19 protein-coding genes are annotated in these 16944 nt (G+C 63.4%); 15 read left to right on the top strand and 4 right to left on the bottom strand.

All coding sequences use genetic code 11. From position 1 onward, the window contains the following. Nucleotides 1-8 precede the first annotated feature (8 nt). From KAK11_RS01565 to KAK11_RS01555, 3 genes are all read right to left on the bottom strand, one after another. A complete protein-coding gene (locus tag KAK11_RS01565) occupies nucleotides 9-479 on the bottom strand; it encodes a PTS sugar transporter subunit IIA (protein WP_210805465.1) in 471 nt (156 codons plus the stop codon). Between the two features lie 238 nt (nucleotides 480-717). After that, the gene (hpf, locus tag KAK11_RS01560) at nucleotides 718-1059 is read right to left on the bottom strand and encodes a ribosome hibernation-promoting factor, HPF/YfiA family (RefSeq protein WP_210805463.1); all 342 of its coding nucleotides are present in this window, start codon (nucleotides 1057-1059) and stop codon (nucleotides 718-720) included. A 211-nt stretch (nucleotides 1060-1270) separates the two neighbouring features. Beyond that, nucleotides 1271-2362 carry a sensor histidine kinase gene (locus KAK11_RS01555; protein ID WP_210805461.1) on the bottom strand — a complete coding sequence of 364 codons (1092 nt, stop codon included), beginning with the start codon at nucleotides 2360-2362 and terminating at the stop codon, nucleotides 1271-1273. A 111-nt stretch (nucleotides 2363-2473) separates the two neighbouring features. On the opposite strand from KAK11_RS01555, the gene KAK11_RS01550 reads away from it, so the two are divergent. The 7 genes from KAK11_RS01550 (at nucleotide 2474) to KAK11_RS01520 (ending at nucleotide 8788) form a co-directional block, all read left to right on the top strand. Then, nucleotides 2474-3115: a response regulator gene (locus KAK11_RS01550; RefSeq protein ID WP_210805459.1), complete on the top strand. Its 642-nt coding sequence runs from the start codon at nucleotides 2474-2476 to the stop codon at nucleotides 3113-3115. A gap of 108 nt (nucleotides 3116-3223) precedes the next feature. Beyond that, complete coding sequence (locus tag KAK11_RS01545; protein ID WP_210805457.1) at nucleotides 3224-4342, top strand: histidine kinase; 1119 nt, start codon at nucleotides 3224-3226, stop codon at nucleotides 4340-4342. A 27-nt stretch (nucleotides 4343-4369) separates the two neighbouring features. Next, a complete protein-coding gene (locus tag KAK11_RS01540) occupies nucleotides 4370-4750 on the top strand; it encodes a response regulator transcription factor (protein ID WP_210805455.1) in 381 nt (126 codons plus the stop codon). A 52-nt stretch (nucleotides 4751-4802) separates the two neighbouring features. Next, nucleotides 4803-5348 (top strand): heme NO-binding domain-containing protein, encoded by a 546-nt coding sequence (locus KAK11_RS01535; protein WP_210805453.1) that lies wholly within the window; start codon nucleotides 4803-4805, stop codon nucleotides 5346-5348. 12 nt (nucleotides 5349-5360) lie between these two features. After that, nucleotides 5361-6953, top strand: a complete 1593-nt coding sequence (locus tag KAK11_RS01530; RefSeq protein WP_210805451.1) for an ATP-binding protein — start codon at nucleotides 5361-5363, stop codon at nucleotides 6951-6953. Between the two features lie 162 nt (nucleotides 6954-7115). Next, nucleotides 7116-8090 (top strand): magnesium/cobalt transporter CorA, encoded by a 975-nt coding sequence (gene corA, locus KAK11_RS01525; RefSeq protein WP_210805449.1) that lies wholly within the window; start codon nucleotides 7116-7118, stop codon nucleotides 8088-8090. Beyond that, on the top strand, nucleotides 8087-8788 hold the full coding sequence (locus KAK11_RS01520) for an HAD-IA family hydrolase (protein ID WP_210805447.1): 702 nt from the start codon (nucleotides 8087-8089) through the stop codon (nucleotides 8786-8788). The genes corA and KAK11_RS01520 overlap by 4 nt, the downstream gene beginning before the upstream one ends. Nucleotides 8789-9176: 388 nt before the next feature. On the opposite strand, the gene KAK11_RS01515 is transcribed toward KAK11_RS01520, so the two are convergent. After that, nucleotides 9177-10103, bottom strand: a complete 927-nt coding sequence (locus KAK11_RS01515) for a carbohydrate kinase family protein (RefSeq protein WP_210805445.1) — start codon at nucleotides 10101-10103, stop codon at nucleotides 9177-9179. A 293-nt stretch (nucleotides 10104-10396) separates the two neighbouring features. On the opposite strand from KAK11_RS01515, the gene KAK11_RS01510 reads away from it, so the two are divergent. From KAK11_RS01510 to KAK11_RS01475, 8 genes are all read left to right on the top strand, one after another. Beyond that, nucleotides 10397-11386 carry a sugar ABC transporter substrate-binding protein gene (locus tag KAK11_RS01510; RefSeq protein WP_210805443.1) on the top strand — a complete coding sequence of 330 codons (990 nt, stop codon included), beginning with the start codon at nucleotides 10397-10399 and terminating at the stop codon, nucleotides 11384-11386. Nucleotides 11387-11514: 128 nt separating this feature from the next. Beyond that, a complete protein-coding gene (locus KAK11_RS01505) occupies nucleotides 11515-12471 on the top strand; it encodes an ABC transporter permease (RefSeq protein WP_210805441.1) in 957 nt (318 codons plus the stop codon). Continuing rightward, a complete protein-coding gene (locus KAK11_RS01500) occupies nucleotides 12468-13250 on the top strand; it encodes an ATP-binding cassette domain-containing protein (RefSeq protein WP_210805439.1) in 783 nt (260 codons plus the stop codon). The genes KAK11_RS01505 and KAK11_RS01500 overlap by 4 nt, the downstream gene beginning before the upstream one ends. 18 nt (nucleotides 13251-13268) lie before the next feature. Beyond that, a complete protein-coding gene (locus tag KAK11_RS01495; RefSeq protein ID WP_210805437.1) occupies nucleotides 13269-13730 on the top strand; it encodes an RbsD/FucU family protein in 462 nt (153 codons plus the stop codon). Further along, a complete protein-coding gene (locus tag KAK11_RS01490; protein WP_246498193.1) occupies nucleotides 13720-14976 on the top strand; it encodes an ROK family transcriptional regulator in 1257 nt (418 codons plus the stop codon). The genes KAK11_RS01495 and KAK11_RS01490 overlap by 11 nt, the downstream gene beginning before the upstream one ends. Nucleotides 14977-15171: 195 nt before the next feature. Continuing rightward, nucleotides 15172-15915: a beta-ketoacyl synthase chain length factor gene (locus KAK11_RS01485; RefSeq protein WP_210805435.1), complete on the top strand. Its 744-nt coding sequence runs from the start codon at nucleotides 15172-15174 to the stop codon at nucleotides 15913-15915. Then, nucleotides 15908-16684 carry a lysophospholipid acyltransferase family protein gene (locus KAK11_RS01480; RefSeq protein ID WP_210805433.1) on the top strand — a complete coding sequence of 259 codons (777 nt, stop codon included), beginning with the start codon at nucleotides 15908-15910 and terminating at the stop codon, nucleotides 16682-16684. Before KAK11_RS01485 ends, KAK11_RS01480 begins: the two co-directional genes overlap by 8 nt. Continuing rightward, nucleotides 16671-16931, top strand: a complete 261-nt coding sequence (locus KAK11_RS01475) for a phosphopantetheine-binding protein (RefSeq protein WP_210805431.1) — start codon at nucleotides 16671-16673, stop codon at nucleotides 16929-16931. The genes KAK11_RS01480 and KAK11_RS01475 overlap by 14 nt, the downstream gene beginning before the upstream one ends. The last annotated feature ends 13 nt before the right edge of the window (nucleotides 16932-16944 follow it).

Genomic DNA, 16944 nt, shown 5'->3' with positions numbered 1-16944 from the left:
GGTCGGGCTTAGGCGACCGACTTCAAGGGCTCCCAGCCTTCAATCAGGCGGTGAACCGTGGCGGCATCTGGGGCGGTTTTGAGCTTGTCGCGCAATTCGCGGTCTGAGAGCAACTCGGCAATCTCCGAGAGGATTTCAAGATGGCGCTGGGTCGCGGCCTCGGGCACCAGCAAGAAGATCAACAGGCTGACCGCTTCGTCATCAGGGGCATCGAAGGGGATCGGCTGCTGCACGCGCAGCACGGCAGCCAGCGGGTTCTTCAAGCCTTTGACGCGGCCGTGGGGCACGGCCACGCCGTGGCCCAACCCGGTAGACCCCAGACGCTCTCGGGCAAACAGGTTGTCAGTGACCGTCGCGCGGGCAATGGCGTGCTGGTTTTCAAACAGCATACCGGCGTGCTCGAACGCGCGCTTCTTGCTGGAGGCTTCCACGCTGACCAACACATTGTCGGCAGGCAGGATGGCGGCGAGGCGGTTCATGGCGGGTTCTTTCGACGACGGGTCACTGGGATACTGCGGCAGGACGACCTTGAGGCGTCAGGTCAAGGGTGCGGATTATAGAAATCGGTCCTCGGCGGCGGAACTTGAATTCGAGCACATTCTGTTGCATTGCTGGGGATTGCTGCGTCGCAACAACAGCCACTCATGAAAAAGGCGATCCGAAGATCGCCTTTGGCGGGCAAGCTGAGTGCATCAGCTGCCTATTGTGAGTTATCGCTCACATCATGCTCACGCTTTGGCGCTTGACGCTGGCGTGGTGGTGATCTTGAACCTTGTCCTTGTGGCGAACCACTTGGCGGTCCAGTTTGTCCATCAATTGGTCAATGGCGGCGTACAGGTCCTCGTGGGATTGCTCTACAAAAATGTCCTTGCCCTTGATATGCAAATTGACTTCGGCCTTCTGGCGACGCTCCTTTTCCTTGAGCTTTTCAACGGTCAAGAGGACATTGACATCAACCACCTGGTCAAAGTGCCGCGTGATGCGGTCCAGCTTGGTCAACACATACTCTCTGAGGGCTGGGGTCACTTCCAGGTGATGTCCGCTGATCTTCAGATTCATCGAGGCCTCCTTACGGGCACGCAAACGTATGGAACGAGCTGCGAATCAGGCCTGCCGGTGAGGGCAAAAGCGCCGATCCGTCTGACCAACTATGCGCCCTTTAAATCGCTTTGCCAAGCATGTTCAGGTGCAAAAAATCGGTGTAGATTCCGGGTTGAAGCAGCTTTGCCAAGTTCTGCACTGAGCGGGCAAAAAATCTTTGCCCAGCCCTTCAGGCGCCTTGTTTTTCGCCGAGCTTCTGGCCCACGATGTGGGTCGTGGCCAGTGGCAGCTTCAGGCTGACCCGGCAACCTTGCCCAAGTGCGCTTGTCACCCGCACGCTGCCGCCCATCAAGACCACCAGTTCTTGCACCAAGCTCATGCCCAAACCTGTGCCCGGAATGGGCCCAGAAGGGTCGGCGCGATAGAAGCGCTCGAAGATCCGAGCTTGCTGTTCGGCGCTCATGCCAATGCCGTGGTCCGTCACCTCAATGTCTGCCCATGGCGGACGGCTCTTCTCTCGACGAGCATGAACCTGCACGGGTGTGTGTTGTGGTGAGTACTTCAAGGCGTTGGAGAGGATGTTGATCAATACCCGCAGGGCTTTGGCGCGGTCCACCCACAGCAGGTCGGCGCTGGCTGCGATGCGCACTTGCACGCGCTGCGGGGTCAGCTCGGCGGGCAGCGAATCACGCGCCTCTTGAAGCAAGGCGGTCAAGGACACGGCCTGGGGTTTGAAGTCTTGACCTTGTTTGGCGTCCACCCTGGCCAAATCCAGCAACTCCTCGACCAAGTGCGAGAGCGAGTCGGCTTGGCGGCAGAGGATCTCCGTGACCTCCGCCAATCCTTCGGGCTTGAGCTTGCGGCTGCGCAGCAACTGGGCGAATCCAAAGAGGCTGGCCACGGGGTTGCGCAACTCGTGTGCGGCCGTCGCCAGGAACTCGCTGTGGCGCTGCCTCTGCGGGGCGCTGAGGCTGGCGAGGTAGAGGTTGAAGCCGCCATGGGGCCCGGGCTGGCCGCGCAGCGTCCACTCACGTCCATGGGCCAAACGCACGGTGGCGGCGCCTGGCCTGCCCAGCGATGCGTGGCATTGCAGCAAAGGTCCGATCGTGGCCGTCCGCCCGGCCAGCAGCGGGGCCAGAAGTGCATCGAGTGCGCTCAGGGTTTCGCCCCGCAAGGCCTCTGCTGTGCTGCCGAAAACCATGGCGAATGCAGGGTTGCACCACAACAGCTGCTGTTCAGCGTCAAAGCAGGCCATGCCTTCTTGAGCCTGGTCCAGCAGCGCAGGCAGGGCATCACAGAGGGCGTGGGCAGGAGAGGGCATCAGTCAAGCCGGCTGACCCGTGGGGCCATGGCGCTGCGGTGAAGAGGTGTATGGCTTTCGGCGCGCAGGGGTGGGGCTTGAATTTTCAAAAATAAATGATAAATTTGAACAATGACTCGCCACGACGACGACGTGCTCACCACCCGCCAAGCGGCTGAATTGCTGGGCGTGGCCCTGCGCACGGTGCAGTTATGGGTCGAGGCGGGGGCTTTGCCGGCCTGGAAGACGGCGGGCGGACATCGACGCATTGCGCGCGACGCGGTCGAGCGCTTAAAGCAGCGCCAAGTGCAAGACATGCACGCAGCCCCCGACCCTGCGGTGGCGCCAGCCGAGCCAGCGCGCGTGCGCCTGCTGGTCGTCGAGGACGATGCCGACCTGCTGCGGCTCTATGCCTTGACCGTTGAATCCTGGGACTTGCCCATCGACCTAGACCTGGCCCGCAATGGCTTTGAGGGCTTGGTGCGCCTGGGCGAGCACCCGCCGGATATGTTGATCACCGACCTGATGATGCCGGGCATGGACGGTTTTCGGATGCTGCGGGCACTGCAAGCCATGAAGCCCTTGGCGCAAAGCATGGACATCTTGGTCGTCACGGCGCTGAGCCCGGCCGACATTGCCGACCGCGGGGGCTTGCCCGCCGGCATTGAGTCCTTCACCAAGCCGGTGCCGTTCTCCCAATTGGAGCAACGCGCGCGCCACTTGCTGGCGCAAAAGGCGGCGGATCGCGCCGCTGAGCCGGCTCAATTCGCCTGAAGCAGGCGATTTCTTCTGCTTATTCGGCTTTCGTGACAAATGTCCTCGTGTTAAAAATGATAAAAGTGAAAACTGCTCTGCACGCTGATCTGTAAGGAGGTGCGCCACATGCACGCCACACTCGATGAACTGCTGGAACACTCGCAACACGGCTTGCTGTGGGTAGGCCAGGACGGCACGATCCGTCACATCAACTCCCAAGGCGGGCAGCGCACGGGCTTGGCCTTGGGCCGCAAGCTGTTTGACCCCGACTTGAAGCGCGCCTTGGTCGAGGTCATCACCAGCCGCACGCCCAAAGTGGTCAAGGCCATTGGTGCGGCCCCGCGCCCGGGTGCTGCGCCTGCCGAGCTGAACTGCCGCGTGCTGCCGGGCCTTGCCAAAGACGATGCCTTTGTGGTGGTGCAGGCGGAAGGTGCCGACAGTGGTGGTGTGGCCTTCGACAACCTGATGCAAGTCATCCGCACCGATTTGCGAGACCCGCTGCGCCAAGCGCAGCAAGCTTTGGCGGGTGCTCTCAGGACCGGCGTGGCCAACGACATGAAGGTGGCTGGAGAGCACGTGGACAGCTTGATCAAGCTGGTCGAGAAGCTGGTGGATCTGGCCGCTGTCTGGCGCTCAGACGCTCTGATGTCTGCCGACCGCATTGAGCTGTGGCCCTTGCTTCAACAATGCTGGGCGGAAGTCGAGCCACTGGCACAGCAGCGCAGCGTCACGGCCCGCCTGCAAGTCGAGGGCGAACTCAAGGACCTTGCCGTCTTGTATGGCAGTGAGCAATGGCTCAAGCGCGTGTTCACGGAGTGCCTGGAGATGGCGGTGCGTGGCGTACCTGCCGGCGGCGCCCTCGAGATCGAGCATCGGCAAATGGGCGCCCGCGCCATCATCATGCTGCGCGACGTCGGCGTTTTCTCGCAAGAGGAAGTCAAAGGTGTGGCCTTGACCGGCGGGGCGCCCGCCCAGGCAGCGGGCACTGAGACGCCCAAGCGCCCCGTGGGCGAAGCCATCGGCCTGCAATTGGCCGAACACATCATCTCCTTGCACGGCGGCCAGCTGCGCGAAGAAGACGAAGGTGGCCTACACACCTTTGTCATCGACCTGCCCACCGGCGCCCCGCACCAGTTCGACTCCAGCCAACTCGATATTGCTCAAGCTCAGCAATATGCCAAAGACCTTGCCGCTTTGATGGCCCGCGCCCGCGACCGCAAAGCACAAGCCAACAAGCCCGCCTAAGCGTCTCTACCTCAAGGGAGTTCCACCATGAAGCGCATCCTGATTGTCGAAGACCAAGCCGACATCCGAAAACTCATCCGCATGACCCTGGAGTTCGAGAACTACGAAATCCACGAAGCCGCGGATGGCTCATTTGGCCTGCGCATGGCTGCGGCCATTCAGCCCGACCTGATGTTGTTGGACGTGATGATGCCCGGCGAGTTTGACGGCCTGCAGGTCTGCCAACGCATCAAGTCCGATCCAGCCACCCAGCACATCAAGGTGGTGCTGCTGACGGCGCGTGGCCAACAGCGTGACCGCGAGGCCGGTGAGCATGTTGGTGCCGATGAGTACCTCATCAAGCCCTTCAGCCCACTGCAATTGATCGACACGATTGAGCAGCTGATGACGCCTGAGGCCTCAAGCTGACCTCTGGCATTGGGTCGCATCGTTTCGCAGCGGCAGCTACAAGGAGCGCATCATGTACGGACTGGTTAACCGAGCCATTGAGCAACTGGTCACCTCCATCAAAGGTGAGGCGGGCTGGCAAAGAGTGTGTGCCATGGCGGACACGCACGCCGATGGTTTTGTCAGCATGCAGCCCTATGACGATGCACTGACCTACAAGCTGGTATCGGCCGTCACTGTCGAAACGGGCTTGACTGCAGAGCAGGTGCTGGAGGCCTTCGGCGAGTACTGGATTCTCTACACCGCCGAGGAAGGCTACGGCCAACTGCTGGACGCAGCCGGCGACAACCTGAGAGACATCTTGGGCAACCTCAACGACCTGCACGGTCGCGTCGAGATCGTCTTCCCCCAGATGCACCTCCCGGTGTTCTCGGTGCAAGACAACGAAGACGGCAGCTTCGATGTGATCTACAACTCCCATCGCGAAGGTCTGGCACCCATGGTGGCGGGCTTGATCCGAGGCTTGGCCAAACGCGCGCATCAGACCATCTCTCTGGAGCCTCAGCCTGAGGCGGGCGATGCCAAAGCAGTCTTCCGGGTGCGTGTGCTCACGCAATGATCAAGGACCACCATGGACAGCACCTTATCTTTGCGGGGAGATCAGCTCAACCGAGCCTTCCCCTTTCATGTGTGGGTGGATGAAGACCTGCACATTCGCTCTATGGGGTCCAGCCTCTGGGCCTTAGGACTGGGTGATCGCCTCAACCAACGCTTGGACGGTCTGTTCGACATCAAGCGACCACAGCGTCATGCCACGATGAAAGACTGGCTGCAGCACGGGCATGGCCTGTGCACGCTGGTGAGCAAAGATGAAAAGCGCCTGCAGCTCAGAGGCAGCCCCGAGTGGATGGACGACGGCAGCATGCTGCTGGTCGTGGCACCGGTGGTGACCAGCATGGCAGACATGCAAGGCAAAGGCCTGAAGCTCAAAGACTTTGCTGCGCACGACGCCGCGGGGGAGTTGCTGCTGCTGGGACGCACCATGGCCCTGTCGGCAGACGATGCCATGCGCATGGCCGCCAAATCCAAGGCGCGCTTGGCCCAAATCGAAGCCATGCTGGAGCTGTGCGACGCGGGCGTTGCTTACTTCGATGCGGATGAGCGCCTGCGTTATCAAAACAAGGTGCTCAATGGGCTGATGTGTTTCATGCCAGGAGAAGCCTTGGGGCTCAGCCTGACGCAGTTCGAGGACAGGCTGGTCGGCCTCTTGTCACCCGCTGAAACCCAGCGCAACCCCATCACCGAGCTGTTGATTGCCGAAGGCGCAGGGCAGAACGACGCCGTGATGGAACTTCGCCGAGAGCGTCCGTGCTACGCCGTGGTTCAAGTCTCGCTGCGCCGCAGTGACGACGGCGGACATGTGGTGTTCATCCGCGACGTCACGCGTGAGACCGAGACCGAGCGCATGAAGAGCGACTTCTTGTCCAGCGCCGCGCACGAGCTCAGAACCCCCATGTCCAGCATCTTGGGCTATGCCGAGCTCTTGCTGCATCGGCCGATGTCTGAGGAGCGACGCACAGAAGCCATGAGCATCGTGCTGCGGCAGAGCCAGTTGATGATGCGCATCGTCACCGAACTGCTCGACTTGGCGCGCATCGAAGCTCGCCAGGGTCGAGACATGGAGCGCAAACCCACGCCCTTGAAGCGTTTGCTGGAGCAAATCGCCCAGTCTCAGCTCGAAGCCGGCGTCAGCCATCCCTTGAGCCTGCCCGCAGAGTGTCCCGACGCCCTCTTGCTCATTGACGAAATCAAGGCGGTGCAGGCCGTCTCCGAGGTCTTGGACAACGCGCGCCAGTACTCTGAGCCTGGCCAACCCGTCGCACTCAGCATTGCGGCGGCTGACGACCAGTGGTTGACGCTGGAGATCCGCGACCGCGGCATCGGCATGACGCCTGAGGAAGTCAGCCGTGTCTGCGAGCGCTTTTGGCGCGCAGATCCGTCGCGCCACAACCCCGGCACAGGCCTGGGCATGAGCTTGTGCAAGGAAATCATCGACCTGCAAGGCGGCTGGATGGAGATCGACAGCGAGCCAGGTCAAGGGACGCGGGTGCGTTTATCTCTGCCTGTCGTCACCGTCGCGGCCATCGGCGGGTCCCCCATGGACCATAATTCAGCCATCGCCACTACGAAGGTGCCCCCCTTGGACGCCCCTCACCCGCGGTGACCGTCCCCTCCAGCCCGGTGTGCTGAGGCCTAGCGCCCAGTGCCAGGATGCGGGGTGAGACGGTTCCCACTCCCCCGCCCAGGTGCTCTTGGCACCTGTTGAAAGCCCCGAATTGCGCCGCAGCCCTCGTGCTGTGCGCCATGCCGACGCTGGAACTGAACCATGCTGAACGTATTCACGCTGGACAAAGGCCGCCTCAGTGGCCGCTTGCTGCAAGAAGAGATCGACTCGGCCGCTGACCTGGCCGACGTGCAACCCGTCTGGGTCGACCTGGAAGCCCCCACGGCGGAAGAAATTGGCTGGATTGCTGCCCGCTTTGGCCTGCACATCCCCAACAACATCGTCGACGATGACCTGGAAGAGTCGGCTCGCTTCTACGAAGAAGACAACGGCGAGCTGCACATCCGCTCCGACTTCTTGATTGACGACGACATCACCCCGCGCAATGTGCGGGTGGCCTTCATCCTCTTTCACAACGTGCTGTTCTCGGTCCACGCCGAAGACTTGCCCGTGTTCCGCCTGCTGCGCCTGCGGGCCCGCCGCATTCCGGCCTTGATTGAAGACGCCAAGGATGTGCTGCTCAAGCTCTATGACGCCGATGCTGAGTATTCCGCCGACGCGCTGGAAGGCATCTATGACGCGCTGGAGAAAGTCAGCGCCCGCGTCTTGAAGCAAGATGTGGACGACCGCGCCGCCGGTGAGGCCCTGGCCGCCATTGCCCGCGAGGAGGACTTGAACGGCCGCATTCGCCGCAATGTGATGGACACGCGTCGCGCGGTCAGCTTCATGATGCGCAGCCGCATGCTCAATGCCGAGCAGTTTGAAGAAGCCCGGCAGATCATGCGCGACATCGACTCGCTGGACAGCCACACCGCGTTTCTGTTCGACAAGATCAACTTCTTGATGGACGCGACAGTCGGTTTCATCAACATCAACCAGAACAAGATCATCAAGATCTTCTCGGTGGCCAGCGTGGCCCTGCTGCCGCCCACGCTGATCGCCAGCGTCTACGGCATGAACTTCCAGCACATGCCCGAACTCAGCCAAACCTGGGGCTATCCCTTCGCGCTGGGGCTGATGGTCTGCTCGGTGGCCGCGCCGCTGATCTACTTCCGCCGCAAAGGCTGGATGCGGTGAGCGGGCACTCCTTTCAAGCGCTGACGCTGGACCTGGACGACACGCTCTGGCCGGTCTGGCCCACCATCGCGCGGGCGGAAGCAGCGCTGCACGGCTGGTTGAAGCAACACGCCCCCCGCACCGCGGCGCGCTTTGATGTGGCTGCCTTGCGCCGCATTCGCAATGCGGTGGCTGACGCCCACCCGGACCAGGCCCACGACCTCTCGTGGCAACGCCAGACCAGCATTGCCTGGGCGCTGCGCGAGGCGGGTGACGACGAGGCCCTGGCGGCGCCGGCCTTTGAGGTGTTTTTCGACGAGCGCCAGCGCGTGGTCTTGTACCCCGACACCTTGGCGGCCCTGCAAGCCCTGAGCGCTCGCTGGCCTTTGTTTGCCCTGACCAACGGTAACGCCGACCTTGAGCGTATCGGTTTGGCACAATTCTTCATCGGCGGCCTCAGCGCCAAGGCCTTTGGCCAGGGCAAGCCCGAGCCTGCCTTCTTCCATGCCGCGTGTGAGCATCTTCAGCTCACCCCGCACCAAGTCCTGCATGTGGGCGACGACTGGGCCTTGGACATCGAAGGTGCATGCGGTGCTGGGCTTGCCGCTGCTTGGGTCTGCCGCCCGGGCCCCCCCCCCAAACCCGAGGGCGCCTCAGCCCAGCCTTGGTTTGAGGGATCGGATTTGGCTGAGTTGGTGAGGGTGTTGGGCGCGGGTTGAGGACTGTGTCGGTGAAGGTCTGATCCTCTCTTGGTGGCACGGGTGCTTTCTCTCACACCCTTGCCCAAGTTTTCGCTGACGCAGCGCCGCAGGCATTCCCCGCCGCTCATGTCACCCGGCCTTCGGCCTCCTTCTTTACTTCGCTTTGGGGAATACCTGCGTCACTGCGTTAGCCGAGGTTGTGCTTGTTGACGCAAGCGCACTAGACGTGGGCCGTGATCAACGCCAGGACAGTCATTGCCGATTTCGAGCAGCGGGGATTGGGGGTGTGATGGAGCGAAGTAAAGGAGGAGGCCGAGGGCCGGGGGACATGAGCGGAATCGCACCCCCAATCCCCGATGCACGCGCAGGCCTCAGAAGTCGAATCGCATGTCGCCCGCACCACCCCTCAAGGCAACTCCGCCCGACGCGGCAAATCCGCCCCCCGCCGCCCGCAGGTGATGGCGGCGGCTTGTGCGGCAAAGGCCAGCACGCCTTGCCAGGCGGGCAGTGACAGCGTGCTCAAGCCCTCGGGGCTCAGAGCGCCCAGCTCGGCCAAGCGGGTCAGCATGGCGGCTTGAAACGTGTCGCCCGCGCCCACCGTGTCGACGACGGTGGTGCGCACCGGCGCCACCTCAAACTCACCGGCTGCTGTCCAGGCCAACGCGCCCTCGCCACCGCGTGTCACCACCACCGCGCGTACGCCGGCAGCACGCCAGCGCTGGGCCAGTTCCGCAAAGGCGACGCCGGGGTAGAGCAGGCCCAGGTCCTCGTCGCTCACCTTCAGCAAGTGGGTGCGGGCGGCCATCCAGTCCAGGGTGTCGCGCCAGCGGTCCAGCGAGGGCTCGACGTTCAAGCGCACGTTGGGGTCATAAGCGATGACGCGGCGCTGGTGCTCGCGCTCGACCAAGGCACGCTGCACGCTGGCCACGGGCTCCACCACCATGGCGTAAGAGCCAAAGTGGATGGCCTGGGTGGCGGCGGGCAGGGTGTCCAGCGCGTTCATCGGCAGCTGCCGGTCGGCACAGCCGGCGCCATAAAAACTGTAGGACGGCACACCGCTGGCGTCCACGCCAATCAGGCTCAGCGTGGTGGGCGCGTCCAGCCACTGCACGCAGTCCGGCGCAATGCCCTCGGCCTTCAAGGCGGCCCCTAGGCGGTCGCCTAAAAAGCCTTTGGAGATGCCGCCGAAAAACGCCACCGGTTGCGCCAGCCGCGACAGACCCACGGCCACATTGAAGGGCGAGCCACCGATGCGGGCGTCCAGCATCATGCCGGTGGGTGTGTCCTGCACCGCAAACACATCAAACAAGGCCTCGCCACAAACGACAAACATGCTGCTTCACTTTCAAAGGAGAGACATCTAGAGGAGGTGAGCAGCACGCAAAGCGCGGCTCAAGCGGCCGTGCGCATGCCGCTGCACAAGGCTCGCATCCTGCCCAAGAGCCGTCTGCGGGCCCACTGGGGTTTACCATTAATCAATCCACTTGATTTATTTAACCATCCGGTTTCACAATCCAGCCAGCGCTGACGACGGGGGTGTGAACACCACCAGGTCTGACGGCGTCACCTTCTCAGCCCCTCGCTGGCGCCGCGCCACAGCGGCCCGACCTTTCAGGAGACAAACCCATGAACCGCACCCTGTCCGCTTTTGCTTTGGCCGCTGCGGCCGCTCTGGCTGCACCCGCTTTTGCAGCGGGCGAGCCCGTCATCGGCCTGATCACCAAGACCGAGACCAACCCCTTTTTCGTGAAGATGAAGGAAGGCGCGCAAGCCGAGGCCAAGAAGTTGGGCGCCAAGCTGATGACGGCGTCGGGCAAAAAGGATGGCGACACGGCCGCTCAGATCACGGCCATTGAGAACATGGTCACGGCGGGGGCCAAGACCATCCTGATCACCTCCAGCGGCGACGCCATCATTCCGGCCGTGAAGAAGGCCCAGGCTAAGGGCGTGCAAGTGATCGCGCTGGACAGCCCGTTTGAGGGCGCTGATGCGCTGTTCGCCACCGACAACTACAAGGCCGGTGTGCTGATTGGCCAATATGCCAAAGCAGCCCTGGGCAACAAGCCGGCCAAGATTGCAATGCTGGACCTGTTCCCTGGCCACCCGGTGGGCGCCCAGCGCCACAACGGTTTCATGACCGGCTTCGGCTTGAAGGCCAATGACGCCAAGTCCAATGAGCTGTCGTCCACGCCCGAAACCGTCTGCGCTGCCGACACCGATGGCAACCAGGCCAAGGGCCAGACTGCGATGGAGAACTGCCTGCAAAAGGACCCCAACATCAACGTCGTCTACACCATCAATGAGCCGGCCGCTGCAGGCGCCTACAACGCGCTGAAGAAGGCCGGCAAAGAGAAGGGCGTGATCATCGTCTCGGTGGACGGTGGCTGCGCCGGCGTGGCGGATGTGGGCAAGGGCGTGATCGCCGCGACCTCGCAGCAGTACCCCCTGAAGATGGCGGCCATGGGCGTGGCGGCCGGCGTTGAATACGCCAAGGGCGGCAAGAAGGCCAGCGGCTATGTCGACACTGGCGTGACGCTGATCGCCGGCAAGGCGGTGCCCGGCGTGGACAGCAAAGACGTGAAGACCGGCACCGACCTGTGCTGGGGCACGAAGTAAGGCCTCTGGCCTGAATTCGCTGGGGGTCTCACCCCTGGTGCGCAAGCCGGTGGTGGCCTCGTGGCACCACCTGGCTTGCTGGTTCGCTGTGGCGCTCTCGTCACCCGAGCCCGTCTAAGGATTCCTCCATGTCCCTCAAAGAAAAGCTGCCCCCCTTGAGCCAGCTCGGGCCCTTCATCGCCCTGGCGGTGGCTTGTGTGGTCTTCGGTGTGACCACCGACAACTTCTTTACTGCGGCCAACTTTGCGCTGATCCTGCAGCAGGTCATGGTGGTGGGGGTGATCGCCATCGGCCAGACCTTGATCATCCTCACCGCGGGCATCGATCTGTCTTGCGGCATGGTGATGGCGCTGGGCAGCATCATCATGACCAAGTTCGCCGCAGACTTTGGCCTGCCGCCCTCGCTGGCCATCCTCTGCGGCATTGCCGTGACCACCTTGTTTGGCCTCGTCAACGGCCTCTTGGTCACCCGCATCAAGCTGCCGCCCTTCATCGTCACGCTGGGCACCTTCAACATTGCCTTTGCGATCACCCAGCTCTACTCCTCAGCCCAGACCGTGACCAATGTGCCTGAGAGCATGTTGTGGTTGGGCAATACCTTCAGCGTGGGCGAGAGCCAGATCGCCTATGGCGTGGTGCTGATGGTGGCGCTCTACCTGGCGGCTTGGTACTGGCTGCGCGACACCGCCTCAGGCCGCCATGTCTATGCCGTGGGCAACAACCCCGAAGCGACCCGCTTGGTGGGCATCCCCACCGACCGCGTGCTGCTGAGTGTGTATGTGTTGGCGGGCTTGTTCTATGGCATTGCCTCCTTGCTGACCGTGGCCCGCACGGGTGTCGGCGACCCCAACGGTGGCCAGACCGAAAACCTGGACGCCATCACCGCCGTGGTGCTGGGCGGCACCAGCTTGTTCGGGGGGCGTGGCGTGATCTTGGGCACCTTGGCCGGCGCCATCGTGGTGGGCGTGTTGCGCAACGGCCTGACCCTGATGGGCGTGTCGTCCGTCTACCAAGTCTTGATCACCGGCATCTTGGTGATCTTGGCGGTGGCCGTGGATCAACTCTCGCGCAAGGGGGCACGATGAGCAAACTTGTGATGCAAGCCAAAGGCTTGGTGAAGCGCTACGGCCAAGTGACGGCGCTGGATGGTGTGGACTTCGAGCTGCGCGCGGGCGAAATCCTGGCGGTGATTGGTGACAACGGCGCGGGCAAGTCGTCGCTGATCAAAGCGCTGTCGGGCGCCACCGTGCCCGATGGAGGCGAGATCCTGCTCGACGGCAAGCGCGTGCAATTCCGCAACCCCATGGATGCGCGCCGAGAAGGCATTGAGTGCTGCTACCAAGACCTGGCCGTGGCACCGGCGATGACGATTGCCGAGAACCTCTTTCTGGGCCGTGAGCTGCGCCGCCCCGGCTTTGCCGGCACGGTGCTGCGCCAGCTCGACAAGAAGAAGATGCTGGAAACCGCCATCGAGCGCATGGCCGATTTGAAGGTCGGCATTCGTTCCATGACGCAGGCGGTGGAAACGCTCTCGGGCGGCCAGCGCCAGTGTGTGGCCGTGGCCCGCGCGGCGGCCTTTGCGCGCCACGTGGTCATCCTGGATGAGCCCACGGCGGCCCTGGGCGTGAAAGAGGGCAATATGGTGCTGGAGTTGATCCGCCGCGTGCGGGACAAAGGCTTGCCTGTGATCCTCATCAGCCACAACATGCCGCATGTGTTTGAGATCGCTGATCGCATCCATGTGGCCCGCTTGGGCAAACGCGCGGCGGTGCTTAACCCCAAGAAGATCTCCATGAGCGACACCGTGGCGGTGATGACGGGTGCGCTTGATCCTGCAAAGCTCCCGGCCGAGTGCTTGGCCTGAGCATCAAAGCCCCTCGCCATGCTCAAAGGCATCTCACCCCTGCTCACGCCGGATCTTCTCAAAGTGCTGGCTGAGATGGGCCATGGCGATGAGATCGTGCTGGCCGATGCCAACTTCACCGCCGCTGCGTTGGCGCGCGACGCCGGCTGCACGGTCTTGCAAGTCCCCGGTGCCACGGTCGAGCAACTGGCCCGCGCCGTGTTGGCGCTGATGCCCTTGGATGAGGCGGTCGAGCAGCCTGTGGCCTATATGCAGGTCTGTGCTTGGCCCCAGGGCCAGCAAAGCGCGCAGCAACGCGCCGTCATCGCCATGTTGGAGCACGAAGGCCATGCCCGCGCGGCACAATGCGCAGCCACGGAACGCTTTGCGTTTTACGAGCGCACGCGCCGCGCCTTTGCCATCGTGCTGACCGGCGAGCTGCAGCCCTATGGCAATTTCATCCTCAAGAAGGGTGTGATCGGAGAAGCCCTTGTCCCTTGATGCTGATGACCCTCACGCAGACCCCCTGGCCGCATCGGATGTGCGGCACCTGCGTCCGCGGGGCTCCAGCCAAGGCGGCTTGGCGCAATACAACGAGCGCGTGGTCCTGCAGGCGGTGCGTCTGCATGGCCCAGTGCCGGGGGCTGAGATTGCGCGCCTGACCCATCTCACCGCGCAGACGGTGTCGCTCATCACCAAGCGCCTGATCGACGAAGGCCTGCTGATCAAAGGCGCACCCGTGCGGGGCAAGGTGGGCCAGCCCTCGGTGCCGCTGATGCTCAACCCCGAAGGGGCGTTCTCCATCGGCGTCAAAGTGGGCCGCCGCAGCCTCGATGTGCTGCTGGTGGACTTCACCGGCCAGGTGCGCGAGCGCCAGACCCAAAGCTATCTCTACCCCGAGCCGAAGGCCGTGCTTGACGCCATTGCCCACAGCACGCGGCTGTTCACCCGCAGCCTGGGGCTGCAAGGGCGCGAGCGACTGCAAGGCATTGGTGTGGCGGCGCCGCTCTCATTGGGGGGCTGGCGCCAATTGCTGGGCCTGCCTGCCGAGGTGGCCCAGGCCTGGGCCTTGGTGGACTTGGCCGCCGAGGTCGAGCGCCGCACCGGCCTGCCCGCCACCTTCATGAAGGACACGGCCGCCGCCTGCGTGGCCGAGCTGGTGGCCGGGCGCGGCCGCAGCGTGCGCAGCTACCTGTATCTCTTTGTCGACACCTTCATCGGTGGCGGCCTGGTCATCGACAGCCATTTGCATGCCGGCTTGCACGGCAATGCCGGCGCCGTGGGCTCCCTGCCCTTGGGCATGACGGCCCCCGGCACCCGCAAGAGCCCGGCCCAGCTCTTGGCCGTGGCCTCTTTGCTGACCTTGGAGTCGCTCTACACCCAGGCCGGCCTGGACCCCGAAGCCGTTCAAGACGAACGCGCGCTTCAAAGCCCGTGGCGAGAGCACACCGAGATGTGGCTGCGCCAAGCGGCGGCCGCCATTGCCCACGCCATCAACAGCGCGGCCTGCCTGTTGGACCTAGAGGGCACCATCATCGACGGCAGCTTCAGCCGCGAGATGCTCGCCGCCCTCTTGGCCGAGGTCCAAGCGGCCTCGGCCCGCACCAACTGGGAAGGCGTCGTGCCACCCTTGGTCCAACCCGGCGCGATCGGCTCCGACGCCCGGGCCCTGGGCGGCGCGATGCTGCCGCTCTATGCCAACTTTGCGCCGGATCGGGATTTGTTTCTCAAGACCGACACAGCCTGACGTCGGCTTCTGGGGGGATGACCCCAGTCAGTGCGAGCCCGTGCGGCACTACAATCTCTACCCTTCTCGGCGGCTGAAACGCCCTTGAGACGCGGGTTTGGAGCGCCCGTGAGCCCCGGGCAGCCCTGCCCGCGCCGTGGGTCGCCAAACATTGGCGCGAGTCTAAAAAACAAAATCAGACCTTGCTGCATTCCCGTGGAAGTCCATTTCGTCATCAATGCCTGGGCGGCTTTTGCGCCGGGCTTGTCATCTGCGCAGGACTGGCAGGCGTGGGCGAGCTCGCCCACGATTCCTCGGGGCACGGCACAGGCTGAGGTCAAATCCATGCCCGCCATGATGCGGCGGCGCTTGAACGCACTGGGCCGTATGGCCGCAGAGGTCTCCTATGCGGCCACCGATGCGGTAGGCTTTCCCACCATCTTCGCGTCTCGCTATGGTGATGCCAGCCGCTCTCTGGAGCTGCTGTCCGGCTTGGCGAAAGCTGAGCCCGTGTCTCCGACAGCGTTTGGGCTCTCGGTGCAGAATGCCATCGGCGCCATGGTGTCCATGGTGCGAGAGGACCGCGCCAATATGCTGGCGTTGGCCGGCGGGTCTGCCAGCGCAGCAGCGGGCATTGTGGAGGCCGCCGCTTTGCTTGCCGATGGTGCCCCTGAGGTATTGCTGGTGCACTACGACGCGCCGCTGCCACCGGACTATGCGCACTTCCAGGACGAGCCCGAGGCCCTTTATGCCTGGGCTTGGCGAATTGCTGCCTCCCCTCAGCCGGGCGCCCATGGCTGGACCTTGACCCGGCGCAGCGGGGTTGCCACAGACGCGCAAGCAAACTTGGCCCCCTCACTCCCGTTGGGCCTGGCACTGCTGCGCCCCGCCATCCTGCCGGGGCATGTCGAGCGCGCGTGGCGCGACGGCATTGAATGGACGCTGTGCGCTCATGGCTGAGTCCTTCTCGCGCCTCTGGCGCATGCTGGCCACCGGCCTGTGCTTCTTCACCTTTGGGCTGGGTGGCGTGCTCTTGGGTGTGCTGGTGTTCCCTGCGATGCGTTTGCTGATGCGTCAGCCGGCAAGGCGTGCCGTGGCGGCGCGGCGCGTCATTCAGGCTGCATTTCGCGGCTTTGTTGGCATGATGCGCGGTTTGGGCGTGCTGAGCTACGAGGTGCACGGCCGCGAGCGATTGCAGCGCCAAGGCCTGCTGATCTTGGCCAATCACCCCTCGCTGATTGATGTGGTGTTCTTGATGGCTCTGGTTGACAACGCCGACTGCATCGTCAAAGCCGCTTTGGCGCGCCATCCGGCCACCTGGGGGCCCGTCACGGCCGCAGGCTTTGTGTTCAATGATTCCGGTGCGGGCTTGTTGGAAGGCTGCCAGGCCAGTCTCGATGCTGGCAGCAACCTGATCATCTTTCCTGAGGGCACCCGAACCCCGCGTACCGGTGGATTGCTGCTGCAGCGCGGCGCCGCCAATGTGGCGGTGCGCTGCGGGCGAGACATCACGCCGGTTCGAATCACGGTGCAGCCAGCCACCCTGGGTAAGGGTGAGCCCTGGTACCAAGTCCCGACGCGCAAGCCTCACTTTGTCTTCCGCGTGGAGTCAGACATCGCGGTGGCACCGTTTCAACACCAGGCCGCCTCAGAAGCCTTGGCGGCGCGCCACTTGACCGACCACTTGACCGACTATTTTTCGATGGAGACCCGCCATGTCAGCGCTTGAGCAAGAGATCAAAGACATCATCATCCAGTCCCTGCAACTCGAAGACATCACGCCTGAAGACATTGATGTAGAAGCGCCACTGTTCGTCGAGGGCTTGGGGCTCGACTCCATCGACGCACTGGAGTTGGGCTTGGCTCTTCAAAAGCGCTACGGCGTCAGCATGTCAGCCGACAGCGAAGAAACCCGTCGCCACTTCCGCAGCGTGCGCTCGCTGGCAGCCTTTGTGGCCGCAAACCGCAAAGCCTGAAACAGCCCTCCCA

The sequence above is a fragment of the Ideonella paludis genome (assembly GCF_018069865.1).
Taxonomy (GTDB): domain Bacteria; phylum Pseudomonadota; class Gammaproteobacteria; order Burkholderiales; family Burkholderiaceae_C; genus Ideonella; species Ideonella paludis.
This window is presented reverse-complemented; position numbering and strand designations above follow the sequence as displayed.